The sequence below is a fragment of the Geobacter sp. genome (assembly GCA_009684525.1).
Lineage (GTDB): Bacteria > Desulfobacterota > Desulfuromonadia > Geobacterales > DSM-12255 > Geoanaerobacter.
In genome coordinates this window covers 838,247-861,998 of sequence record WKKR01000001.1, presented here as the reverse complement: position 1 = coordinate 861,998, position 23,752 = coordinate 838,247, and the positions used below count along the sequence as shown (strand labels likewise).

General features: G+C 39.2%; 20 protein-coding genes and 1 riboswitch. Of the genes, 13 read left to right on the top strand and 7 right to left on the bottom strand.

Translation table 11 applies throughout. The features are described from left to right. The first annotated feature begins 14 nt into the window (after nucleotides 1–14). The 13 genes from GJT30_03795 to GJT30_03735 all read left to right on the top strand — a co-directional run bounded on the left by GJT30_03795 (nucleotide 15) and on the right by GJT30_03735 (nucleotide 13,850). Nucleotides 15–821 carry a hypothetical protein gene (locus GJT30_03795; GenBank protein ID MSM38731.1) on the top strand — a complete coding sequence of 269 codons (807 nt, stop codon included), beginning with the start codon at nucleotides 15–17 and terminating at the stop codon, nucleotides 819–821. 156 nt (nucleotides 822–977) lie between these two features. Further along, nucleotides 978–2,312 carry a hypothetical protein gene (locus tag GJT30_03790; protein ID MSM38730.1) on the top strand — a complete coding sequence of 445 codons (1,335 nt, stop codon included), beginning with the start codon at nucleotides 978–980 and terminating at the stop codon, nucleotides 2,310–2,312. Nucleotides 2,313–2,397: 85 nt separating this feature from the next. Beyond that, entirely contained in the window at nucleotides 2,398–3,738 is a 1,341-nt protein-coding gene (locus GJT30_03785) for a hypothetical protein (GenBank protein ID MSM38729.1), read from the top strand. Between the two features lie 4 nt (nucleotides 3,739–3,742). Then, nucleotides 3,743–5,026, top strand: a complete 1,284-nt coding sequence (locus GJT30_03780; GenBank protein ID MSM38728.1) for an oligosaccharide flippase family protein — start codon at nucleotides 3,743–3,745, stop codon at nucleotides 5,024–5,026. Nucleotides 5,027–5,173: 147 nt separating this feature from the next. After that, nucleotides 5,174–5,806, top strand: a complete 633-nt coding sequence (locus GJT30_03775; GenBank protein MSM38727.1) for a polysaccharide deacetylase family protein — start codon at nucleotides 5,174–5,176, stop codon at nucleotides 5,804–5,806. A gap of 60 nt (nucleotides 5,807–5,866) precedes the next feature. Beyond that, a complete protein-coding gene (locus GJT30_03770) occupies nucleotides 5,867–6,478 on the top strand; it encodes a GNAT family N-acetyltransferase (protein MSM38726.1) in 612 nt (203 codons plus the stop codon). 3 nt (nucleotides 6,479–6,481) lie between these two features. Beyond that, nucleotides 6,482–7,513, top strand: a complete 1,032-nt coding sequence (locus tag GJT30_03765) for a polysaccharide deacetylase family protein (GenBank protein ID MSM38725.1) — start codon at nucleotides 6,482–6,484, stop codon at nucleotides 7,511–7,513. A 9-nt stretch (nucleotides 7,514–7,522) separates the two neighbouring features. After that, entirely contained in the window at nucleotides 7,523–8,674 is a 1,152-nt protein-coding gene (locus tag GJT30_03760) for a GNAT family N-acetyltransferase (GenBank protein MSM38724.1), read from the top strand. Between the two features lie 39 nt (nucleotides 8,675–8,713). After that, complete coding sequence (locus GJT30_03755; GenBank protein ID MSM38723.1) at nucleotides 8,714–10,336, top strand: AMP-binding protein; 1,623 nt, start codon at nucleotides 8,714–8,716, stop codon at nucleotides 10,334–10,336. Continuing rightward, nucleotides 10,337–10,576 (top strand): acyl carrier protein, encoded by a 240-nt coding sequence (locus tag GJT30_03750; protein MSM38722.1) that lies wholly within the window; start codon nucleotides 10,337–10,339, stop codon nucleotides 10,574–10,576. A gap of 4 nt (nucleotides 10,577–10,580) precedes the next feature. Further along, the gene (locus GJT30_03745; GenBank protein MSM38721.1) at nucleotides 10,581–12,029 is read left to right on the top strand and encodes a hypothetical protein; all 1,449 of its coding nucleotides are present in this window, start codon (nucleotides 10,581–10,583) and stop codon (nucleotides 12,027–12,029) included. Nucleotides 12,030–12,054: 25 nt separating this feature from the next. Continuing rightward, nucleotides 12,055–12,954 carry a hypothetical protein gene (locus tag GJT30_03740; protein MSM38720.1) on the top strand — a complete coding sequence of 300 codons (900 nt, stop codon included), beginning with the start codon at nucleotides 12,055–12,057 and terminating at the stop codon, nucleotides 12,952–12,954. Between the two features lie 98 nt (nucleotides 12,955–13,052). Continuing rightward, nucleotides 13,053–13,850, top strand: coding sequence for a hypothetical protein (locus GJT30_03735; GenBank protein ID MSM38719.1), 798 nt, complete (start codon nucleotides 13,053–13,055; stop codon nucleotides 13,848–13,850). 112 nt (nucleotides 13,851–13,962) lie between these two features. Here GJT30_03735 and GJT30_03730 read toward each other — a convergent pair whose 3' ends face one another. The 7 genes from GJT30_03730 to asnB all read right to left on the bottom strand — a co-directional run bounded on the left by GJT30_03730 (nucleotide 13,963) and on the right by asnB (nucleotide 22,918). Continuing rightward, entirely contained in the window at nucleotides 13,963–15,375 is a 1,413-nt protein-coding gene (locus GJT30_03730; protein MSM38718.1) for a hypothetical protein, read from the bottom strand. A 631-nt stretch (nucleotides 15,376–16,006) separates the two neighbouring features. After that, complete coding sequence (locus GJT30_03725) at nucleotides 16,007–16,648, bottom strand: hypothetical protein (GenBank protein ID MSM38717.1); 642 nt, start codon at nucleotides 16,646–16,648, stop codon at nucleotides 16,007–16,009. Between the two features lie 34 nt (nucleotides 16,649–16,682). Then, nucleotides 16,683–18,107 (bottom strand): DUF362 domain-containing protein, encoded by a 1,425-nt coding sequence (locus tag GJT30_03720; GenBank protein MSM38716.1) that lies wholly within the window; start codon nucleotides 18,105–18,107, stop codon nucleotides 16,683–16,685. Between the two features lie 9 nt (nucleotides 18,108–18,116). Next, entirely contained in the window at nucleotides 18,117–19,646 is a 1,530-nt protein-coding gene (locus tag GJT30_03715; GenBank protein ID MSM38715.1) for an AMP-binding protein, read from the bottom strand. Between the two features lie 8 nt (nucleotides 19,647–19,654). After that, entirely contained in the window at nucleotides 19,655–19,915 is a 261-nt protein-coding gene (locus GJT30_03710; GenBank protein ID MSM38714.1) for an acyl carrier protein, read from the bottom strand. Nucleotides 19,916–19,941: 26 nt separating this feature from the next. Next, nucleotides 19,942–20,928 (bottom strand): NAD(+) synthase, encoded by a 987-nt coding sequence (gene nadE, locus GJT30_03705; GenBank protein ID MSM38713.1) that lies wholly within the window; start codon nucleotides 20,926–20,928, stop codon nucleotides 19,942–19,944. Nucleotides 20,929–20,950: 22 nt separating this feature from the next. Further along, on the bottom strand, nucleotides 20,951–22,918 hold the full coding sequence (asnB, locus tag GJT30_03700) for an asparagine synthase (glutamine-hydrolyzing) (protein ID MSM38712.1): 1,968 nt from the start codon (nucleotides 22,916–22,918) through the stop codon (nucleotides 20,951–20,953). A 753-nt stretch (nucleotides 22,919–23,671) separates the two neighbouring features. Beyond that, nucleotides 23,672–23,750, top strand: a riboswitch (cyclic di-GMP riboswitch). Nucleotides 23,751–23,752: the final 2 nt, after the last annotated feature.

Here is a 23,752-nt window from a genome sequence, read left to right as displayed (position 1 = left end):
AGGGTGAGGCAAAAATGGTAATTCTAACATGCGCGAATGCTGCCAAGGAAACCCATGAAGGTAAAGCTTTTAAAAATTTCAGTTTCAGAAGACTCATTGAAGACACCATCAAAAGGTCAGAATATTTTGGGTACAAGATGGATGTTTACGATCTAGGGAATTTAGGTATCGGTGAGTTGTATAGTATTGAAGACGAGAGTTTTGTAGCGACAGGTTATTATGAAAAAGAAGTGAAAAGCGGTTATAAGACTAAATCTCTTTTTAAACCAGAAATTGTAAAACTGTCAATGGCAAAGCATGATGAACTGATAGTCTATCTTGACGGTGACGCCCAACTTTGTGGATGCATCGACGAGGTCGACACAGATGATTATGACATTGGTGTTACCCTTCGGGATGTCGAGGAATTGGATAATGATTGGCATCGGGAGCATATGGATATTGTAAAATATGTCAATGCGGGTGTGATCTTTTTTCGACCCACTCCGAAGGCTCGCGAGTTTGTTGAGAATTGGGCTTGTATGACAGAGCAGTTGGGGAATGACCAGATGGCACTCAATAGGCTGTCGTGTCCTGATGAATACCCGAAGGCTTGGACTGTACATATCTTGAATGGAGTTAGAGTTAAGTATTTTCCTGGGAAGGTCTATAATTTCTACTACTTTATGGAAGCGACAGCTCTTGGTGCTAAGATTTATCATTTTAAAGGATCAGTACGACATTTTTATCCCTTCGACTTGAAGAAACGGCTGTTTTGCTTATGTATCGTACCAATTATCAATTTGGTATCAAAGGTGAGAAAAAAGCCCGTTGCTCGGTAATTGACAGCACTTGGGGTCTCAAGTCTACGAATAAAGTTAGGTGCTATGCTTAAAATTTGTAAAAATTTTTTCGGATACCTAAACAGTAATGGAGTTCAATACTGTCACTGGAAGAGCAATCTGAACTTAGATAAGTCTCTGACTGGTACTACCGATTTGGACATCCTCGTAGCACTTTCATCTCAGAAACTATTTAATCAGGCAATTGATATTTTTGGTTTTAAAAAAATCCTCTCTCCTCCAGGAAAGCAATTCCCTAATCTGGAAGATTATCTTGGGTTTGATCTGACGACCGGAACCTTGATCCATTTGCATGTGCACTATGCCCTTGTTTTGGGTGAGAAGTTTATAAAAAACCACCATCTTCCCTTGGAATCTCTTTTTTTCCGACACTTGATTCCTTCTTCGCAGGGGTTATGGATCCCCTGTCCTGAGTTGGAGCTTATTGTTCTCGTTTTGCGTGCCCATATGAAAACCGATCTGGTTTCACTTGCCAAGCATCAAATTAAAGATTTTCTTGGGCATAGCTATATCCCGTTTCCCGACAATATCAAGGAAGAGTTTGATGAACTGATAAAATGCTCCGACTTGGATAAGGCAAGATTAATCTACCGTGAAAGTAGGTTGCCTCTCCATGAAGATATAGTTTTCGGTTTTATTCGTGAACTGTCTGAGGGTAGTTTGAGAGCGAGATCAGTTGCTTTAAGAAAAATACAGATTTTGCACGGCTTAAGGGGTTACCAGAGACAAAACAATTTTGCCGCGTATGGAAAATACATTGGTCAATATATTCAGCGGCTTCCACTGCTAGCTAGATTTATCGTCTCAAAGAAAAAAACTTTTTGTGATGGGGGAAAGGTATTTGCTGTAGTAGGTGCGGATGGGGCGGGGAAGTCTACACTCATAGGTGACTTGGAGGCGTGGCTCTCATGGAAGGTCATTGTTAAGCGAACATATTATGGTATCCCCAAGTCATCAGTTATTCAAATGGGATTTTGGATCGTGCAGAAGCTTGAGAAGCTAAGCCTCAATCACCTTTCCAAAGAACTAAATGCACTTTTATGGTTAATCATTGCTCACAAAAGGTTCGTAACTGCTGTTAAGGCTCAAGCGCTTGCCGCAAAAGGAATATTGGTTCTGTCGGACAGATTCCCCATGAAGGATTTTCATAAAATGACTAATCCTATGGATGGTCCTCGCTTGTTTGGATCCAATAGTTGGTTTTCTCAAAGAGAATCCCTTTATTACCAAAATCTTGTCTATCCTAATCGCATCTTTGTTCTCAAGGTAGCTTTTGATGAATTGAGGAAGCGAAAGACCGACCTCCCTCTTGATATTCACATGCTGAAGGCTGAGGCGGTCAATAGCATTACTGAACGAGAAGGTATAATTATTGTTGACGCTAACCGCAGTTATGAAGAAGTTTTACTCCAGATCAAGACTTTGATATGGCAAGAATTAGTTAAGGCGACATACGAGAGAGGAAAGTAATTGTGCGATTTGAAATGCCCAATGATCTTATTGCTTTTCCCGAAATTGGTATTTCTGCCATTTGGGCGAAAACACATTTGATATAATGATGGCTTTCCTTTTTATATTCATAAACTGCCTGGGGTACTTTCTTGCTTTAACCCGCGGACCATTTTGGGGGCTCCTTGTTTACGCGCATATCTATTTTAATGCGCCTGACCCTTCCATAAATTGGTGGGCAGATATGCTTCCGTTTCAAAACTGGAGTTATGTCACTACATTAGTACTGTTCACGTCAATGTTGCTTCATAAAGATCGTCTTTCATCCAGGCCCATCAAAACAATTTATCTAGTTTTTTTCTTTTTGGGACTCACTTCAATTATCACGTTTACAATTTCTGGGTTTCAAGATGTTTCGCGTACATTTCTTGTGCAATTAGCTTCTTACACCATAATCTGCATAGCAATAATAAAAATTATTAAGTATGAATGGCAATTAAGGCTATTGTGGTTATGGATCATATTGCTTTCAACCTATCTTTCAATCAACGCATATTTAAATGGCAAAAGAATTCACGGACGGCTTGAAAATATTGGAGCTGCAGATTCTATAAGTTCAAATTTATTTGGACTATTGCTTGCTGGTATTATTCCATTACTGATACCTTTTCTTTGTAATGGTAAAAGATATGAACGCATACTATGTTTAATATGTATACCTTTCATATTCAATGCGATAGTTCTTTGTAACAGTCGTGGATCATTTGTTGCTCTTGCTGGTGGATTTGTAGCTGCATTTTTATTTCTTGCTGATAATAAGTTGAGAAAACGGATGATGATTGTCGGTGTTGGGCTTATCGGTATTTTCATTTACTTGGCCGATCAGGAAATGATTGATCGTATATCAAGTTTGTTACAGGCTAAAGAAGCTGTAGAAGATGACCAGCAGGCGAACACTTTATCTAGCGGAAGGCTTGAGATTTGGCGTTATGGTCTTCAAATGGTTGGTGATCACCCATTTGGGGCAGGTCCAGGAGGCTTCAAGCAATTGGCTAAGGATTATCTACCGGCTGAAATATTGACTGTCCATGCTGAGGGGGAATCCGGAGTACGGGGAGCCCATAATTCCTATCTTCTTGTATTGGTGGAGCAAGGGCCACTTGGATTGCTGCTTTGGTTATGTTTATGTCTTAGTACTTGGCTGAAAGTCTATAAATCATCAGTAGTATTAAAAGGTAGTGCTGATTGTAACTCCTTTCTGAGTTATGCGGTTTTAGCAATGGGGATTTCATTTTCCGCATCAGTACTCGGAGGTTTGTTTACTTCCAGGGTTTATTATGAGTTCTTTTGGTGGCAAATTGCGATGGTTATTGTACTTTTTCATTTCGTCCACTTCGGTGATGGACGCGAGTTTTCAATCACCGAGCCGGTTTCTGGCTTAAAGTGAGCTCATGTCAAAAGATCATGTCTTCAAAAAACTGTTGAAAAACTCCGGAACCATTTTTTTGGGAAACTCGGCAGCATCAGCGTTGAACATGGTCTCGTTTTCTCTGATGGCGAAAGCGGTTGGTGCTGAGTTTCTTGCAGTTTACGCTCTTTCTCAAACATATGCCAATTTGGTAAACGACATCTTCAACGTTCAGACATGGGAAGGGCTAATAAAATTCGGGTCGACAAAATTAAGCGATGACGAGATGGCGAGTTTGATTAAAACCAATATTGTGATCGATTCCATAAGCGCCTTGGTAGCCTTTGTTTTTGCACTGCTCTTGGCCCTGCCAGTAACGATTCTCGCAGGATGGGATCGCGCTAATATCCCAATAATCTCTTTGTACTCTATTTCAATCCTGTTTAACAGTACAACTTTGACGATCGGAATTCCCAGGCTTATGAGGGAATTCTCAGGTGTTGCAAAAATCCAAATAGGTGTTTCCGTTATCAGGCTGCTATCTGTAGGACTCTGTTATTTCTTGGGGGGGGCCTCCCGCTTGTTCATAAGTATTTACCTTTGTATGGATATACTCACCAATATTGGGTTAATATGCTTCAGTGTGCATCTCGTTAAGCAGAAGCTTGGCAGTGGATGGTGGTCGAAAAAGCTAATATTTAATAGAGAGCAAATAAGCTTCATTTGGTGGTCCAACCTTAGGACTATAATCAGGATACCTGTCAGGCACTTCGATGTAATTGTAATTAGCTCGGTTATATCAATGGAAGCATTGGGAGCCTATAAGGTCTATAAGGAAATTACCAAGGTGATATCTAACGTTTCAGATCCCGTAAGTCAAGCTATTTTCCCAGAGTTTACCAAGTTGATAGGTACTGAAAATCACAATGAGTCTGTAGCTCTTGCAAGAAAGTCAATGTTTGCTATGTCTATAGTTGCTATTGCACTTTCAGTGTTCCTTTGTCTTATCTCTGAAATAGTTGTAAAAACATTTTTTGGACATGAGTTTTTAATACATATGAATATACTGTATTTAATGATAGTTATTACCGCATTCGCATTTTCTACAACACCTATAAATTCATTGTTTATCGCAGCTGGTTTTGCTAAGGCAAGTTTTTATGTAGTCCTTATTACAAACAGTGTGTACCTTTTGATGGCATTTTGGTGTGGTTCTGTATGGGGACTTTTGGGGATAGTATTAGCCAATGCAGTTCAGTTTGTACTAAACAAAGAGTTAAAGGTATTTATTCTAAAAAGGGCTGGGAGGTGGACGGTTAAAGCTTAACGCTAAGCCGGAACCGACTGCTCATTATGAATCGGTAGCGTATCAATGGTTTCTATAGTAAAAACCATGGATTGAATGCTTTAGGTTTAGTTGAAATGTGCTTGTTTATGATGTTTTTATTTAGTATGTACAAGGGTGAGTTGATAAATGAATAATGTACAAAATATAAAACAGATCATAAAGAAGAGTATTTCTATGATCTGTTTGAAGGATAATGGGGATAAGCAATTATTGCTAACATTCGATGATGGGCCGGCGGATGAAATAACTTTACATGTATTAAATAAATTATCACATTACGATGTAAAAGCTGTATTTTTTCTAGTGGGGAAGTATATCGAAAATAGACAAGATATTTTAAAATCAATAATTAATAATGGGCACGAAATTGGTAATCATAGCTATTATCATCACAATGATATAGAACCTCCTTTTGTGGAGTACTTTAAAGAAGTTAGAAAATGCCAAAATATTGTAAAATCGATAACTGGGCACAGCCCAAGATATTTCAGGCCACCGAGGGGCATTTTATCATATAAATCCATTATCATAGCTAGAATGCTCAGGCTTAAGATATTATTGTGGTCACTAGATTTCGATGATTGGAAATGTAATGATGTTTGCGATGCTGATTTAGTTGCTAGTCAAATCATAAATAACATTAGTAATAATGATATATTGCTTTTGCATGATAACAATAAAAATATACTTCATATATTAGATGTTATTTTGCCGATACTTTCAGAATATAGTATGATGCCAGATATAAATAGTGTGTAATATTGTGAAATTCAGTCAAATTAGCATATTTAAAATATAATTGCTGTTATTGGGTGTAGTATGGAAGAGAAAACAAATACACTATTTAAAATTTTCATGAATATGGCTATTAGCATTTTACACCATTTACCTGGTCAACCTATAAAAGTTTATTTCTATTACGCTCTAAGGGCATCAGCTATTGACTTTAGTCTTTCAAAAAAAGATATGACTGTTGTCATACGTGAAGGTAGTAAAGACGATATCGATGCTCTAGTGAGTTGCACTGACAAAAGAGGCCGATTTCTGGATCGTTTTACTATGGGCGATCATTGCCTTATTGCTATGGACATGGATGTAGTGGTTGGGTATTTGTGGTTCAGTGATCGTGATGTTTTTAGAGAAGAACAATCAAAGTACACCTTTCGGATTCAGAATGATACGGTGTATTCTTATGATGTATATGTAAGGCCGCAATATCGCCAGCATGGGGTTCTCAGTCAGTTCTTTGCTGTTATTTATGACTGGATGAAGCAATATTCTAAAAACACAATTACTATATTGATCGACTTTAATAACGATATATCTATAAAGGCTCATGTTAAGAAGGGGTTTGTGCCATTCAAGAAAATATTGTGCATAAGCATTTATGGGAAAAGTTTATTTATAGAGCAAAAGATACCTGAAAGTTAGGTCATGACAATGCTGTTACAACAAATAAAAACTTATATCAAACAATATACTTCGATACTGATGTTGAAATCAGGCTTCATTACTATGCAACTCAATGGCAATGGCGGGCGTATTGTTCTTCTTATGTATCACAGGGTCACTCATGAGCGAGATGCCCTTGGGTTGTCAATATCACCAGTGTTTTTTGAGCAACAATTGAAATTCTTGAAATCACGCTTCAAAATGATCAGTCTTACTGAAGTTGTCTCAATGCTGGCCAGCGGCACACTCTCCGGAGAATATGCATGTCTGACGTTTGACGATGGGTACCGGGACAATTATGACCACGCATACCAGCTACTCAGGAAATATAACGTTCCGGCCACAATCTTCGTCACGGTTGATAGCCTCGAAACTGGTAATTTCGGTTGGCATACATTTGATAAAGCAATTCTTGGCTCCGAGTGTGAAACCATAGATCTGACGGAATTCGCTCTTGGTATTATTGATTTAAGGACAAGTGACAAGAAGAAGCAAGCGATCTGCCATTTCCACCATGTATTGAAAAAATGCGCCCACGAGAAGCGTGAAGCGGTGGTACGGAAAGTCATTACTGAATTGGCTGCTGACGCAAACTTCGACCGTATCATGCTTACGTGGCATGAGGCAAAGGAGATGCAAGCTAGCGGTCTTGTTACAATTGGAGCTCACACTTTGACTCATCCGATTCTAACGCGGGTGAATCATGCCAGAGCCTGTTTTGAAATCACCAAGAGCAAGACAATTATTGAGGAAAAACTCGGCTCTCCCGTAGAATTCTTTGCATATCCGAATGGGCGGGAAGAGGACTTTGATGACGGAATTGTATGTATGCTAAAAAATGCCGGGTATTTAGCTGCCTGTACAACTATACCAGGTTCGATAATGGGTGTGCAGAATCTCTACAGGCTGCCACGAATTGCTGTTAATTACAGTATGTGCGAAGGGACCAGGGGTAGGTTTTCATCTGAAATGTTTGAGGTAGCTGTAACCGGTCCATTTTCCCTTGAAAGGTAGCTGATCAGGATGAAAATTCAGGCAATATCAAATATTAAAGACCTTGCTGCCTTGAAAAATCAATGGAATGATCTCCTTGCTGCTTCTGCATCTGATAGTGTCTTTCTTACCCATGAGTGGCTTTACACATGGTGGGAGGTCTTTGGTAATGAATATGAGCTCTTTGTCTTGACATGCAGAAATGAGCCGGAAGGCCATCTTGTTGGGATTTTCCCGGCCTATCTAAAGACGGCGGGATTCCCTATTAGAACAAGATCAGTCAGATTGCTTGGTAGTGAGCATGTGACGTCTGATTTTCTTGAGTGTATTGCCTTGAAAGGTTTGGAAGAGGAGGTCTATGGAGCACTTTTTGTGTATCTGGTGCAAAAAAGCGATTTGTGGGATTTGATCGAAATTACTGATGTACCTGAACAATCTGTTTTTGCGGGATTTTTGAGAAGACAGGGTATTCTTCCGGCATTCACTCAACTCGACAATGAAAAGTTTTGCCCATATTTGCCACTACCTTCAAATTGGGATGAATTCCTATCAGGTCTTTCGTCTAAGACACGACGTAATGTTAGATATTATCGGAACAACCTGGGGAGACACGCAATTGTTGACATTGAGGAAGTGACAACGCTGAAACAACTGCATGAGGTGATGCCGGACATGGTTAGGTTGCATCAGGAGCGGAAGCAACAGGTTGGATATTCTGGCCGATTTTCATCGCAGAGTTACAAAAGGTTTCATGACGCGATTTGTGAGAGTTTTCTAAATGTCGGAAGGCTTTTATTGGTTTTCCTAAAAGTTGATGGTAAGCGAGTGGCCTTTTATTATAATTTCACTTTCCAGGGCAGAGTCAATGTTTATCAATCCGGTTTCGACATTGAGTGGAGTAAGTTTAGTGTTGGCGCACTGCTTTTAGGGCATATTATTGAAATGTCTATAACTGGTGGGAATAAATATATTGACTTCCTTCGGGGGCATGAACAGTATAAGTATCATTGGACCGAACAAGAACGAAAATTAATGGATTATGTTTCATACAACAATTCGCTTCGTGGAAGCATTTTGAAAATTACTAATCGATCTTTGTCCGCTGCCAAAAGTGGGTTGAAAAAAGTATTGCCTGAAATAATTCAGAATAACGCTCGTAGAGTTATGGCATTACTCAAATGATAGAAATATTTATTATCAGTATTATTCTTGCGAGGTATTATGAGCCTTATTTGTGACGATCAGTATAACATTGGCCATATTTGTACCCGGCAGCAATGTGATTTAGGGTTTGGCAATAAGGTGGCCTTTCGTTGGATTTCAGCCCGCATGGAAAAATCCAACTATACCTTCAATGATCTTGACCGCGAATCAAATTGTTTTGCAAATGCACTGAAATCTCTTGGTTTTAATTCTGGTGAAATACTGTTTACTTTTTTACCTAAATCTCCTGAGCAATTCTTCGCATTTCTTGGTGCTTTAAAGCTCCAAGTAATTTGCGGTACCCTCTTTTCAAATTTTGGTGATGACGCAATACTCGATCGATTAGGTGACGCCAAAGCAAAAGGTGTAGTAACAACAAAAAGCCTCCTGAAGAAAATCATGCGTGTACGTGATCAGTTGCCTGCTTTGGAATATATCATAGTTACTGATATTGATGAACATACAACTGACGACATATTAAGTTACACAGCATTAATGCGGATGTCTTTAAATACGTTCGAAACGCCAATAACACAACCTGATACTCCATCTGTTGTGCATTATACCTCCGGATCAACAGGTAAGCCAAAAGGTGTGTTACATGTTCATAAGAGTATTATTCATCATCATAGAACTTCAAGTGAGGTTTTGAACCTCACTAACACAGATATATTTTGGTGTACTGCTGATCAAGGGTGGGTAACAGGTACTTCTTACGGCATAATTGGTCCTTGGAGCCTGGGGATTACACAAATTCATTATGGTGGAGGTTATAATGCTAAGATTTGGTTTGATCTTTTACAAAATGAGGCAGTGACAGTATGGTACTCTGCACCTACAGCTCTACGTATGCTATTAAGAGAGGATGCAACTCTCTATAATTATTATGACTTATGTAACCTTAGATATATATTTAGTGTTGGTGAGCCACTTAATCCAGAAGTAATAAATTGGTCACGGACTGTATTAAAGAAAGATATATACGATACGTGGTTTCAAACAGAAACTGGCGGTATTATGATAACGAACCGACCAGGTATCGAGATTAGACCTGGTTCCATGGGAAAACCATTGGACGGTATTGTGCCAGCTATTTTGGCTGATAATGGAGAGCTGCTTCCCAATAATAATCAAGGCAACCTCTGTCTCAAAAGTGATTGGCCTTCGATGTTTGTAACATATTTGAATAATGATTCAGCCTATCAATCGAAATTCAAGAATGGATGGTATTATACTGGGGATACGGCTCTTTCCGACGACGATGGATACTATTGGTTTAAGGGACGAAGCGATGATGTTATCAACACTGCTGGTCATTTGATTAGCCCTTTTGAGGTTGAAAGTGCCTTACTCGAAATTGAAGAGGTTGCTGAATCTGGAGTGATTGGTGTTCCAGACGATTTGTTGTATGAAAAGGTTGTTGCATTTGTTCAATTACACAAGCAGTTTAGTTGGTCCCAAGATTTAGAATTAAAGATCAGGATTCATGTTAGCAACAGGGCATCATCCATTGCGACACCTCAAGAAATATTTATTGTTGACAACGTTCCCAAAAATAAGAGTGGTAAAATAATGCGCAGAGTACTTAAAGCTCGCTATCTAGGAATGGATGCTGGCGATATCTCAACATTGGAGGATTGAATGGAGTTACAAAATAAATTAAATCGAATTTTTTGCGAGGTTTTTGATGACGAGGATATAAAAATTAGTCGAGAGATGACAGCTAATGATATTGATGGGTGGGATTCCTTATCGCATGTCAATCTAATAGTGGCAATTGAGGCTAATTTTAAGATAAGGTTTTCTCAAAAAGAACTCCTAACATTTAAAAATATTGGAAATTTGATAGATAATATAAGTGATAAAATAACAAAAGCATAAAATAATGCAATTTAATTCAGTAAAATATCTGATTTATTTAGGTATCGTATATCTAGTATTTAATTTAGTGAGTGAGCGCATGCGTTGGTGCGTTCTTCTCTTTGCAAGCCTATTGTTTTATGCTGAATTAAATGCACCATATTTGTTAGTAGTTTTAATATTGGTTGCATTTATAACCTATGGGTTTGGTATATGGTTGGATCAAGTAGAAACTGAAAAAGCTAGGAAGAATATATTATGGATTGGAATTGCATCTAACTTAGTAATATTAATTGTAATGAAGTATCAGACATTAGTTGTGGAAAGTATAATACAGCTAATTACATTCAACTCTATAAAATACCAGATTCAACCAATAAAAACTCTAGTAACTATTGGAATATCCTATTATGTTTTTCAAGCCATATCTTACCTTATAGATGTTTATCTCGAGATAGAAAAACCAGAGCGCCACATTGGCTATTTTGTGCTCTATCTATCATTTTTCCCCAAATTACTTCAAGGCCCTATAGAGCGATCTAGTGAGCTACTGCCTCAACTTAGAGAGAAATATAAGTTTGATTATAATAATACAAGATATGGTATGTTGTTATTTGCTTGGGGGCTATTCAAAAAGATCGTAATTGCTGATAGGGTTGGTATATATGTAGATACAGTATATAACAATATCACTTATTTCAGTGGCACTCCATTGCTATATGCTACATACTTGTATGCTATACAGATATATATGGACTTCTCTGGTTATACTGATATGGCATTGGGGTCTGCCTATCTATTTAACATTAAGTTAACACAGAACTTCAATTCCCCATATTTTGCTACGTCAGTTGCAGATTTCTGGCGTCGTTGGCATATTTCATTCTCTCGATGGATACTTGATTATATTTTTAAACCACTTCAGATGAAATGGCGATATTTAAATAAATTTGGAACTGCATCTGCGCTTATTGTAACCTTTCTGATTTCCGGAATTTGGCATGGCGCAAGTGCAGGTTTCATTATATGGGGTGTATTACACGGCATTTTTTTGGCAAGTTCTGTTTATTACAAACCCTTTCAGAAAAAAATTCATAAAGCATTAGGTCTTGAGCGAACTAATACACTCAAATATTGGCAAATGTTTGCCACATTTAACTTTATATGTTTCGCATGGATCTTTTTTAGATCTAATACAACTTCTGATGCGCTTTATTTGATTACGCACGTAGCTGATAACTCGAAGGGTCTGGGTGAGCTATTGAGTGCCCAAGGGAGCACAGAACTTATATTAACTTTTGTTTTTGTAGCTGCAGCAATTATTGTTGAGTCTATTGGGAGCATATCTACTGTTGCTGAAAAAATTTATGAAAAACCAATTTGGGTTAGGTGGACAGTATATTATACGCTGATGATTATAATTATTCTGTTTCATGTAGAGACTGGTAAATCATTTGCTTATTTTCAATTTTGAATTGATATAACGCTTTGGGAAGCTGATGAAAAGGCTCATTTTTAAAATAGTCATTTTTTGCATAATATTTATCGTGGTCGATAATGGGATAGCATTTCTCTTAAAAATCGGACTAAATCGCTATTATGGATTTGACCGTAATGCAAGTATATTAATTGTCGGTCACTCACGTGCTGCCCATGGAATTGATGGGGCTATGTTGCAAAAAATTACTAATAGATCAGTTGCAAAATATTCAGTTCAGGGGACTACACTTGCCGATCATATAATGATGTATAAACATTACATCAGTGAACATCCTGGTTCAGTAAAAACTGCCGTTTATATTGTTGACGATTATTTATTCTGTAAGGGTTTTGGATCTAATCAGTATCGACTATTTTATCCATTTATGGACAACAAGATAGTTGATAGATATATATACGAATATGCTGGATCATCTGAAGATTATATCACTCACAAGCTGATAAAGCTATATCGGTACTGTGAGGGCTCTGTTCAAGGTACAGTCAGGATGGGATTTGCTGGACGTACTGAGAAGTCTATAAACGATAGAATTGATATCAACAAAATAAAGAAAAATATTGCTAAAGTAAATATATCTGAAAGAAGCAAAGTATCGGATGTAAACATAGTGCATTTCAAGAACTTAATAACTTATTTACGAAGCAATAATATACAAGTATATTTGTTTTATATGCCATTTGTTGATTTATTGAGCGAAGTTAATTCTGAAAGCCAGAAACTAACAATGGGATTATTGAGGGAATTGGCAAAGCGAGATAGTGGCATAATACTTATTGATGATTGTGTGTCAGGCTCATCAAGATATGACCTTTTTATTGATGCTACGCATCCAAATAGAGCAGGTCAAAAACTGTATACTAATATAATTGCGCAAAAAATATTATCTAATAGTTATTGAGTGAAATATATCATAAATAATAATCACTAACTGTCATGAGTGAAAAATCACAATTATGTTTATTGGCATTTTAAACAAATAAGGGTACAGAGTTATTTATGCATTCTATTGAATTTGTGGGAATACCTGGTGTCGGGAAATCTACACTTTCTCAGGGGGTTGTGAAATATATTTATGGGAAGTCCCGCAATTCGATACTTACTTCTGAAAAGGCTTTATTTTATGCAGCTAAAGAAAATTGTGATATATCATTGAGAAGAATACTTCGAATATTACCTCAAGCTATTGGTTATCGTTTATTTAATACTGTGGGAGGCCGGACTTATTGGCAGCAAGAATACATTCTTGACTTCATATTAGAGAATCATTGTTTGTTGAAAACTATATTGGATTCATCGATAAAAAATATCCTTTCTTATGCAGAGCAAAAAGCCGTTATTAATGCTTTTTTACATGCTGGTGGTCTTCAGTTATGTTTAGAAAAGAGTTCTAGGCTTGATGATTGGATACTATTTGATGAGGGTATTTTACAAAAATCAATGATGTTTGTTTCTCCAAATGGATTAGTAAATAAAGAAGAACTCGTTCAATATCTCTCGTTGCTTACATTACCAGATGTAGTAGTCTGTCTACATATTGATAGCGATAAATGTCTACAGCGAATGAATGGGAGGACTAAAGGGTATACCAGTCGGCTGAAAAATCAATCGAAGGAACAAGTCGATGCTTTTTTGAATTATTCATTAGACCATTGGGAATTTGTTACCTCATGGTTAATGAAAAATACTAATAAACATATTCTTGTTGTTAACACAGACCAAGAACAGTCATATTTAATATCAAAGTTAGGCGATGATCTGAACGCAATTATCAAAGATATTTGCGGTAGTATCTAAGGGGTATATATAAAATTTAGTACTATAGAGCTCAAAACATTATTAAACATTTTGATACCATGAATAAAAAGGGGACTAGATAGTCCCCTTTCAATTTTATATAAATAATAAATTAATTTGTTCTTTTAGGGTTTTGTGGCGCTGCTGGTCTTGCAATCTGTAAGTTATCAGCAAGGGAATTGATATATTCCTCGATATTGGTATAGCCATCTCCATCACGGTCAGCTGCTGAATCATTAATACTGTTATTTAGCCCGTGGGCTGTCTCCCATGTATCAGGCATACCATCATTATCACTATCTACGGGTGCTGCTATCTGTTGATAGGTCGGCCAATCATTTGGGTAGGATGCCGTATCTTTGAGAAGTGATGTCCCCGCATTGAAAGAGTTTACAATTGCCGTGTCCACAGAGTCTCTTATTGGTACTGTAGCTCCTGATGCTGCTACAATTGATGAGGCAAGAGAATCAGTCATAGTGTCGTATGGTAATGGATTGGTCATAACCCAACGAGTAGATTTTTGATACGCAGTTGAGAGTAGATTAACAGTGTAATATTGCGATACTCGCCAGTCGCTTGTGGATGTCGTCCCAGAATCTTTGTTGCCGGATACATATAGTAATTGCTCTGGTGTAGCTAATGCTCCTCCGTCTTCTTGCTGCATGAAATACGTTGACGCTGTAGAGTAAGGTCCTTCTTTTGCGTAATTTGCTATCCAGTTAACATGGGCATCACCACCAAATGATGGCCTTAATCCGCCTTTCCAATTATAACTGACATTGTTTGTCCCATCGACATAGAAATTTGTGTTGTCTGCAGCAGGATTATACATTAATGGGTTTCTGTCGGTATTATGAGCAATATAGTTTCGATACAAGGAAACCTCTGTATCGTAGTCATTTTTGCCACTTACCATAAGTCCCTTGCTATGGTCTGATGACCCTCCCAGTTTTGCATATCTGAGGCCTTGAGCAATTAGGTTATTTTGCAGTGTAGTCTTGGTTACTCCTCCGGTAATAGAGAAGGTTTCATCAACACCCCACGTCATAGAGCAATGATCGATCATGACATTATAAACATCGTTGCCACCCCATTTTTTTCCCCAAAGGCTAAAGCTGTCACCGTCACTATCATCGCCAGTGTATAGATGTCCTCCAGCGCGAAAACGCATATGACGGATAATAACATCATGTGTAGCGACATTAAATTGCTTGCCGGATACCGATATGCCACCAGGAGAGGTTTGACCAGCTATTGTTACATAAGGCTGTGTAATATATAGTAATGAAGTTAGGTTTATATTTCCTGAAACCGTAAAAACAATAATGCGTGGACCAGATGTGGCAAGTGCTTCTCGAAGACTGCCAGCACCACTGTCATTTAAATTTGTAACTTTTATTACCTTTCCGCCTCTGCCACCTAGAGTATTTGCTCCCACCCCCACTGCTCCAGGAAATGCAGTAATGCCGAAAGCAACGGAGTGAATTGATACAATGGCTATGAATGTAATAATAGAAACTTTCATGCGCTGCCTCTCTTTGTTGGGCAGATAATTTCTGCCCGGCTTAACCTATCCACAGGTTTACTGGCAATAGGTCGTAATGAAACTAACTAACGTCATGATCCAATTTAACAATTCCTTTCCCATCAACAAAAAATATAGACTGAAGGATTTATTATAAATTAATCATTTGATGTAAGGGGGGAGGGGGCAACACGAATCACCATATTCTCCAAATCAATAGATGTATCATCATATTCATTTAAGTATCGTAATTGGGATTGTAATGGTTCCTCTTTTGAGAAATTATATCATGTGATGATGGTTTTAATTTCGCCTAAACTGGATTGTATGTTTGTGATTATGGTCACTATATGTTTATAGAACTATAAAATATTGACGATACGAAGGAGTGAAATGAAATTGGCAAGTCAAAGTAATCTGTGGGCTACTTAAATTATAGATATTAAAAAATATAGAAACTGTTAGTCTCGCTTGGTAATAATTGAAAATAAGTTATAGTGATCATGTATAGACATATGTTAACTCATTATAAAAACACTATGATTATAAATAAAATAAAAAGTAAAGAACTATAGATTGAGGATTCCTGGATAGTGATAAACTGATTATAAATAAAATATAGATTACAAAATCAATGGTTAGATATCTTGTTAGCTATGCTGCCCTTTGGAATAGCATATTCCGCAAAGGGTGTATGTATCCAATAATAGAAAGAGTCTGTTGATTTAAAGCCAATTTTTAATGCCGTTTTGACCATGGGTAAATTGTGTGTTGCAATGTCAGTTAGGCATGAGGTAACCCCTTCTGTTTGCAGTATGGGAAATAGATAATTTACACCGAATATGAAAAAACCATGACCGCGATATTCTTTTCTTGTAAATCCTATTTCGATAGCAACTTGATTTACCTCTAAATCAAGAGTTTTGTTCATTAGTCCTTTCTTGCCTGCAACTGCCCATAAATAGAAGACGATTTCGTCATTATGTTTACCCAGTAATAACTTGTGTCCAGCTTGTAGTTTTTTGTGGAAAGCTGTTTCATTATTTAATGCTTCATGCAAATGAGGGTTAGTGGTTAAGTTGGATATATCATTTTCGTCACCAAGCACGAATGTAGCATTCAAGCGCATTTTAGGTAAGGTAGGTGGTTCCCAATTTGTCAGGTCGAGTGTGTGAAATATTACTTTTTGCACCCAAAATATCCTAGATATCTGTTTCAAGAATATAGCGCCATTTTTTGATTTATGTCGGTTTAAGCTATTGATCAAATCCACTTGTGGTCATCCTCTCATTAAAAAAGCCGATTTCTTAAGCAGATAAAATGAGCATTCTTTGTGGGTCTAAGTTGCCGATACCTTCTTTATGGCATGCTGCTAAAAATTTAAAAAATGGGCCATGTTTCTCTGTGACGTCATTTATTTCATTGAGCCATTTATTATTTGGTTCTTTAAGCTTGGTTAGTGGGGATAGAACATCTCTACCAGCGATATAATCTAGCGCAACAGGGTCTCTGCTTGCTAGCAAAGTCCTTGGATATCCACTCATATTTTTATCTGTTCTAGACCCATAACCGACCCAATCTGCGGTAATAAAATTAAAATCTGCCATTCTGACATCCCGCATGAATGAGCCAATTACGCTGGCAGTATGGTAAACATATTTATATTTGTATAAGCTGTCTATTTTAGCTCGAACTCTCCATGGCATATATTTCATCATAGGTACAGTAAGATCGTTTCGGATTCCAATATAATGAGTGTTCCAGTATCCTTTAGGTGTTGTCCCTTGAAAACCGCAGGTCATATCAAGTATTCCCATATAATTTTTAATCGATGCAGTAACTCCACAAAAGTTACTATGGTGGTTCAATGCTGAAAAATTTATGAATTTTACTGGCTGACCAGTATATTTGTGTTTTTCCCACGCACCATTTTTGAAATCAATTGTTACTCCACTGTAGGCTGAAGTGAAAATTGGATAAGAAAGGATGCATTTACGACCTAAGGAGCTTGTGTAGGAAAGGTCGTGATTCCAAACATATCCATCTCCGTCCCATGGTCCAGAGACTATTTTTGAGCCTGAAGATTCGTTGCCCTGTAAAGGAGTTGGATTTGGTCCCGCACATCGCCAGTGATATTTGGTGATGTTGCCAAGTCCTATAGAATTAAAATAAGCAACGAGTTCATTGAGATTAAAGCGGCCATTTCGCTTATCAGTATTCCATCCGCGGGAGTTTGGATCAGCATATTGATGGTTTTCAGCAATGATTACCTCGCCTCGAAAAGCAGGAATGCTAAAAATTGCCTTGATGAATGCATACATGGCGTCGGTATTTGTTGTCCCTTGGTTCCACCACTGGGCATTAGGTTTAAGGACTACAATGTCATCTTTGCCGACGATAGAAGAAATACCTCCATGCATATTGATGATGTTATTGATATTCTGTTCTGGGGATCCACCTCGAGATAAGTAGACATCAGATAGTCCTTTGTTTGATACCCCTAGATTTATTTTGGCTAATGGCGGCTTCTTGGGGAAGCCAGAACTCACTGCGTCTAAAGGGCAGCTTTCTTTGCGAGGAATAATTTTATCAGGCACATGTTGCTCCTTGCTATGGCTATGTCGTTTGAACGTAGCCAATAATACAACAGAGAACATAAATGCTAAAAAATTACGCCTATTTTTGTCGGTGTGATTTAATAACTGATTAAAACGATATTTATGACTGATCATGTCAAATACCTATTGACTAAACAGTAATTGCCTATCTATTTTACCGCTACTATTTTTGGGAAGCATATTAACGAAAGTAATTTCACTAGGTACTTTGTAACGTGGAAGAAACATAATACATTTAGCAATTACATCCATCTCAGTTATTTCATTATTGATTGGAACAGCGATAGCAACGAGTTTCTGTCCATAAAGGTGGTCTGTAATCCCCATCACAGCTACTTCAATTAATAGTCCTGTAGCGATGAGAGCATCTTCTACTTCTTGAGGATTAATTCTGTGACCGCCAACCTTCAGTTGATTATCTTTGCGTCCAACCAAATAAAAATATCCATCAGCATCTTTGTATCCTAGGTCTCCGGTATGGTATCCTATATGTGATATGGCTGCTAATGTACTTTCTGGGTCATTCCAGTAACCTTTCATGATATTGGCGCCTGAGGCAATGAGTTCACCGGTTTTCCCGACTGGGAGTTCATTGCCATATGGGTCGACAATCCTCATTGTCACGCCAGGGATTGGGACCCCAATAGAATCTATCTTCAAGCGTAAACGGGCTGGTTCAACATAGGATAGTCTAGCGGATGCCTCTGTCGCTCCGTACATAACATATAATTTAGTATGATCAGGTAGAGCTTCTAATAGCTCTTCTTTTATTTTCCGGGCCATATGGCCACCAGCCTGGGAACAATATCGAAGAAATGGAAGTTTGTTTTTGTAGGATTTAAGCGGAGAGCGGTGAAGCAGATACGCATAGGTTGAGGGGACTCCTGAGAATCCGGTGACATTTTCATCAACCATCTGCTTCAAAACCGATGCTGGATAGGCGAAGGTGTTATTTATTACAAGGCTGCCAGATACTGCAATATGGGTGTTAAGTAGTGATTTCCCCATAACGTAAAAAAGGGGAAGCACAACCATCTGTCGATCGCCTTCGGTCAGATTGAGATACTGAATAATTGAGTGTGTGTTTGCCACAATATTGGCGTGAGTTAACATTACACCTTTTGGCTTGCCTGTTGAGCCTGAAGTAAATATTATGCTAGCAAGCGATGAGTTATCAAATGCCAACTTTGGCGAGCTAACCTCTCCGTCAAGAAGCGAATTGAATAGAAGGGTTGAAAAGGGTCTATGTTGCCAGGAAAGCTTCGGGTTGATGAAAATGACTGTTTTGAGTGATGAAATGGGATCGGTGATTTCATGAAATGCCTTCTCTGCCTTTGGTGATACAATAACAACCTTCGGATTTATTGTGGATAAAATATTATATAAAGCATCAGAGCGAGTCTCGGTACTTATCGGGGCTACAACTAATCCTGCTTTAAGAGCCGCATAATAAGATATCACATACTCTTCGCCATTTTCGAGAAGAAAAAGTACTCGGTCTCCTAGCTGCATCCCTGATTTGATAAACCAGTTTGCAAAGATGTCCGCAGATCTATTTAGTTGGGAATATGTTATTTTTTTCCCACTCAATATGAGTGCGACTTTTTCAGGAAATCGCGTGGCAGAGTTTTCAAGAAAATTATGGATAAGCATCGGGTTTCTTATCTTGTTGACATCGCTCCAGTTTTTATCGATATGAATCTTAAAAGATTAGTGATTGAGTCGAGATTTTCAGGAATAAGTTCGTCATCGTTGACCCTCAATGAAAAAGCATCTTCTATAAACGCTATCAACTCAAGGATGCCGGTCGAATCGATAATGCCGGATTCAAGGAATGAAGTGGAGTCATTCAATCCTTTATCATCTCCGAAAAGGAAATTTTCTACAATATATTCTTTAATTTTATCACGTATTTCTGACATTGAGTAACCTCTCTATCAATTAATGATTATGCCTGAATCTCAGGGATCTTTTCAATGGTAAGGGCGTTGAGATGGAGGTATCGCGTTGTAGATCTCTTGGTATCTATATCATCGAATACTCTTTGTACTTGTGCAGAAGAAATATTTAGTAATGATGCTACTGAAGATATTGGGACTCCATTGTTTTTGGCATATAGGCAAAGATCCATTTGTTGGTAGGGGAGTGAAAAATAGAATTCGTCTTGCCCTTGCGGTAGCGAGTAAGTGTCGGTTGTTGGTGGGCGTTTACATATTTCTGCGGGAACTCCAAGGAATTGCGCCATTTGATAAACTTGTGATTTGTAAAGGTGGGCAATCGGTTTTATGTCAGCAGCACCGTCTCCCAACTTGACGAAAAACCCCTGGTCGTATTCGAGACGGTTCGGTGTGCCTGCAACTGCGTAGTTATGCCGATCAGCATAGTAATATTCCAGCATCTTGCGGGTTCTCTGCTTGCAGTTGGTGGCAGCTACAATTTCGAGATACGGTTTCAGGGGGAGGCGCTCCTTGTGAATCGTCCCGTCAGGTTCCTGGACAACGATGGAGTTGAGGCTGAACCCCTTGTTGTCGAAGATGCTGGAGATGACAATTTTTGATTTCCACTCGGTCCCGTAGTCAGGAATTACCATTCTGATGGCATTATCATAATTGGCATAAAAACCGACCGCTCGAAGGATGGGGGAGATATCTATCCGCTCTGATTCAATGCCGAGGTGTCGTATCAGAGCGCTGCTCAATTCCGGTGTCTCCTTGGATGAGTGAAGTTCCGGCATTTCCAGACCGAATACCCGCTCCTTGCCAATCGCCTTCACCACTAAAGCTGCAGTTACACTGCTGTCGATCCCGCCTGAGAGACCGATGACGATTCCTCGCCGTTTGAGATCTTTTTTCAGTATCTCTCGTATCCCGGCAGTGATTTTATCTGCTTCCTTCTCGCAATCGATGGAAAGAACAGCGGGGGAGAAATTGGTCATGTATGCCTCCTGGAAGTTCAGGTTACTTGACTATCCGTTTTGTAATGGCTATCGGCAGGTAGTGTCGGTGGCTGAAGTTATCGATGAACTGCTGATGTAGAATTTGTGTAGTAAGAATCCCAATGATCGCCATGTTCTGTGTTTCACTTGCGATAAATCGCTCAGTTTTCCTGTACTTGTCGATCAGGTTGCATGTCTTTGATACATTGAAATAGCCGGTTTTTTCAAGATAATTCTTCGAGAGAAGATCCTTGGCATAGTCAGAGGTACCAGAAAGGAAGAGTTCCCGGATGGGAGCACGGTATGGCTGTTTTGGCCTTTTGATTATCTGGTCGGGGATCAGGTTCCCGAACGTCCTTTTTAATATGTATTTTTCGTTCAACCCCCGGATTTTCCACTGTGGTGGTAACTTCATTCCGAAATCAATCACGCGGTAATCAAGAAACGGCACTCGCAGTTCAATAGAGTTTCCCATTGCAACGCGGTCTCCTTGTGAGGAGAGAAGGTAGTTTGTTAGGAAAATATCTATCTCTAGGAATTGCGATCTGGCCAACTGGTCTCGCGTGTCAAACTTTGAAGGAAAGCTGGCGGCAAGTTCGTCCTCAGGGGTGTAGCCAGCAAGTTGGTTCAACATATCGTCCGAAAAAAACATCATGTTCTTGCTGGTGTTGTTCCATCTGATCCTGTGGGAAAAACAAGGGTCATTCAGGTTAGCGTCTGACACACCATAAAACTTTTGCAGAATCATCCTGCTACGGGCAGGGTCCTTGAATATGTAAGGGTGAAGTTTTTCAAGCAGTCGCGGTCGTGAAGCCGATTCGGGGAACCTGCTCCAGAAATGGCGGATCTTTGCCTCCTTGAAGATATCGTATCCTCCGAACACTTCATCAGCCCCTTCACCAGTGAGGACGACCTTGAAGTTATTTTCTCTCACCAGTCTGGCTAAGAGGAACATTGGTACTGGTGCAGTGCGAAGCAGAGGCTTCTCTGCATGCCACACCACCTTAGGAAGCGTATCTCTGATATCTTGGTTGGAAATAAGGAGCTCGCTGTGGTCCGTTCCGAGGTGTTTTACGAGGTCGCGTTGGTATGGTGTTTCATCGAAATCCGCCTCTTGGAAGCCGATGGAAAAGGTTCGTAACTTGTTGTTAAAATTTTTTGTTATCAAGGAGGTGATGATAGAGGAGTCGAGGCCGCCGCTGAGATATGCGCCAACGGGGACATCAGCCCGTAACCTGATTTTAATGGCGTCGTTCAGCAAGGAGCTGGTTTCATCGACGGCGTCATCCAGTGACCCTTGGAAACGAGACTCCGGTGGGTAATAAGGGAGTTCCCAGAATGGTGACTGCTCGATTATTCGACCATCCCTGACAATCTGATAGTGGCCAGGCGGGAGCTCAAAAATATCCTTGAAAGCAGTCCTTGGTGTCAGTGTGGTCCAATAGGTAAAAATCTGCTGGAGGGCAGGGGGGGCGATTGTGCGCGGGACGGAACTGTCGGTGAATAATGCCTTGATCTCCGACGCAAATATATATCTGTCCGCGCATTGGTAATATAATAATGGGCGAATGCCGACCCTATCACGTGCCAGGAACAGTTCCTTCTTGACCGAGTCCCAGATGGCAAAGGCGAACTGCCCATTCAGTAATGCCAGGAACTCCTTGCCGTATTCTTCATAAAGGTGAACAAGGACTTCAGTGTCTGTAGTCGTTGAGAAAATGTGACCTTTTTGCTGGAGTTCTGTTTTTAATTCTGGATAGTTGAAGACTTCACCGTTGTAAACAACCCATATTGTTCCATTTTCGTTAGAAATTGGTTGCGCCCCGTCGTTTAAGCCAACTATGCTAAGACGACAATGTCCCAATGCGACAGAGGAATCAACATAGATCCCAGCTTCATCGGGACCTCTGTATTGGATCGATGACAACATTCCAGTTATTAAATTTTCCGGAGCAGAACGATAATTATAAACACCGACTATTCCACACATAGCGATCCTTACACTAAAATATTATACAAATATCTAATATGTAATTAAAATTTGTCAACAAAAATGCGCGATTGTATTTCTTAATCCTCAGTTTAACGATGTTATTGTAACGTATCCGGTGCGTTGGACAACATGCGGCAATCTTCCCAGGCGCAACAGACGCAGGGTGAGCACGCCTCGCTTTCTCCAGAGGCAACTCATTTTCATGGTGATTTCGCCGATGCCTTTAATGGCTGCATTGAGTTCAGCAGTGAGAGGATCCCTTTCATGAGCTTTGAAGGCCGATTTTTCCCCTGGAACGCTTTCTGAATCACCCATCCAGGTGATAGGCCCAGGTGCCCAACTCACAGGACAATGCATCGACAGATTCACCGCATATCAGTACACACATCAACTGCAGAACAACTCCTATCTTGCGGTTGGCGCTCCAACGTTTGATTTTCAGTACAGCGCAAATATCGCTACGCTCTTCTTCCGCTGCAACGGGCTGGTTATCTTCTTAACTATTTACGGCCTCATTGAACACGAGTTTTATATCATTTCCGCCATTTTCGCGTCAAAAAATCGGGGATTACATAAAATCTGCATTGTTTTTATGGTTGAGTCGAGCCGTTTAACTGTAATGAGTTCTGTTTCGGATTTTTATTTATTAATAAATACAGGTTGTTGAGCGAGGCGTTCGTTTTCGTGATACCAATCACCAAGATTCATACCTGTTCGTGCGATAAAGCAAATAACTTAATTTAGAAGCTGTTTCCGAAGGGGTAAACCCAGGGTAACCTGGGGGCACAAAGCTACGGGTCCTGATAATCAGGATAGCCGGGTTGGCGAGAA

What these genes read in the sequence shown, in the direction of transcription:
- nadE (MSM38713.1), bottom strand. Translation starts at nt 20,928, where the DNA reads ATGACCAATTTCTCCCCCGCTGTTCTTTCCATCGATTGCGAGAAGGAA.
- GJT30_03740 (MSM38720.1), top strand. Translation starts at nt 12,055, where the DNA reads ATGAAAAGGCTCATTTTTAAAATAGTCATTTTTTGCATAATATTTATC.
- GJT30_03750 (MSM38722.1), top strand. Translation starts at nt 10,337, where the DNA reads ATGGAGTTACAAAATAAATTAAATCGAATTTTTTGCGAGGTTTTTGAT.
- GJT30_03795 (MSM38731.1), top strand. Translation starts at nt 15, where the DNA reads ATGGTAATTCTAACATGCGCGAATGCTGCCAAGGAAACCCATGAAGGT.
- GJT30_03715 (MSM38715.1), bottom strand. Translation starts at nt 19,646, where the DNA reads ATGCTTATCCATAATTTTCTTGAAAACTCTGCCACGCGATTTCCTGAA.
- GJT30_03765 (MSM38725.1), top strand. Translation starts at nt 6,482, where the DNA reads ATGACAATGCTGTTACAACAAATAAAAACTTATATCAAACAATATACT.
- GJT30_03775 (MSM38727.1), top strand. Translation starts at nt 5,174, where the DNA reads ATGAATAATGTACAAAATATAAAACAGATCATAAAGAAGAGTATTTCT.
- GJT30_03720 (MSM38716.1), bottom strand. Translation starts at nt 18,107, where the DNA reads ATGATCAGTCATAAATATCGTTTTAATCAGTTATTAAATCACACCGAC.
- GJT30_03710 (MSM38714.1), bottom strand. Translation starts at nt 19,915, where the DNA reads ATGTCAGAAATACGTGATAAAATTAAAGAATATATTGTAGAAAATTTC.
- GJT30_03770 (MSM38726.1), top strand. Translation starts at nt 5,867, where the DNA reads ATGGAAGAGAAAACAAATACACTATTTAAAATTTTCATGAATATGGCT.
- GJT30_03760 (MSM38724.1), top strand. Translation starts at nt 7,523, where the DNA reads ATGAAAATTCAGGCAATATCAAATATTAAAGACCTTGCTGCCTTGAAA.
- GJT30_03785 (MSM38729.1), top strand. Translation starts at nt 2,398, where the DNA reads ATGATGGCTTTCCTTTTTATATTCATAAACTGCCTGGGGTACTTTCTT.
- GJT30_03745 (MSM38721.1), top strand. Translation starts at nt 10,581, where the DNA reads ATGCAATTTAATTCAGTAAAATATCTGATTTATTTAGGTATCGTATAT.
- GJT30_03755 (MSM38723.1), top strand. Translation starts at nt 8,714, where the DNA reads ATGAGCCTTATTTGTGACGATCAGTATAACATTGGCCATATTTGTACC.
- GJT30_03780 (MSM38728.1), top strand. Translation starts at nt 3,743, where the DNA reads ATGTCAAAAGATCATGTCTTCAAAAAACTGTTGAAAAACTCCGGAACC.
- GJT30_03730 (MSM38718.1), bottom strand. Translation starts at nt 15,375, where the DNA reads ATGAAAGTTTCTATTATTACATTCATAGCCATTGTATCAATTCACTCC.
- GJT30_03735 (MSM38719.1), top strand. Translation starts at nt 13,053, where the DNA reads ATGCATTCTATTGAATTTGTGGGAATACCTGGTGTCGGGAAATCTACA.
- asnB (MSM38712.1), bottom strand. Translation starts at nt 22,918, where the DNA reads ATGTGTGGAATAGTCGGTGTTTATAATTATCGTTCTGCTCCGGAAAAT.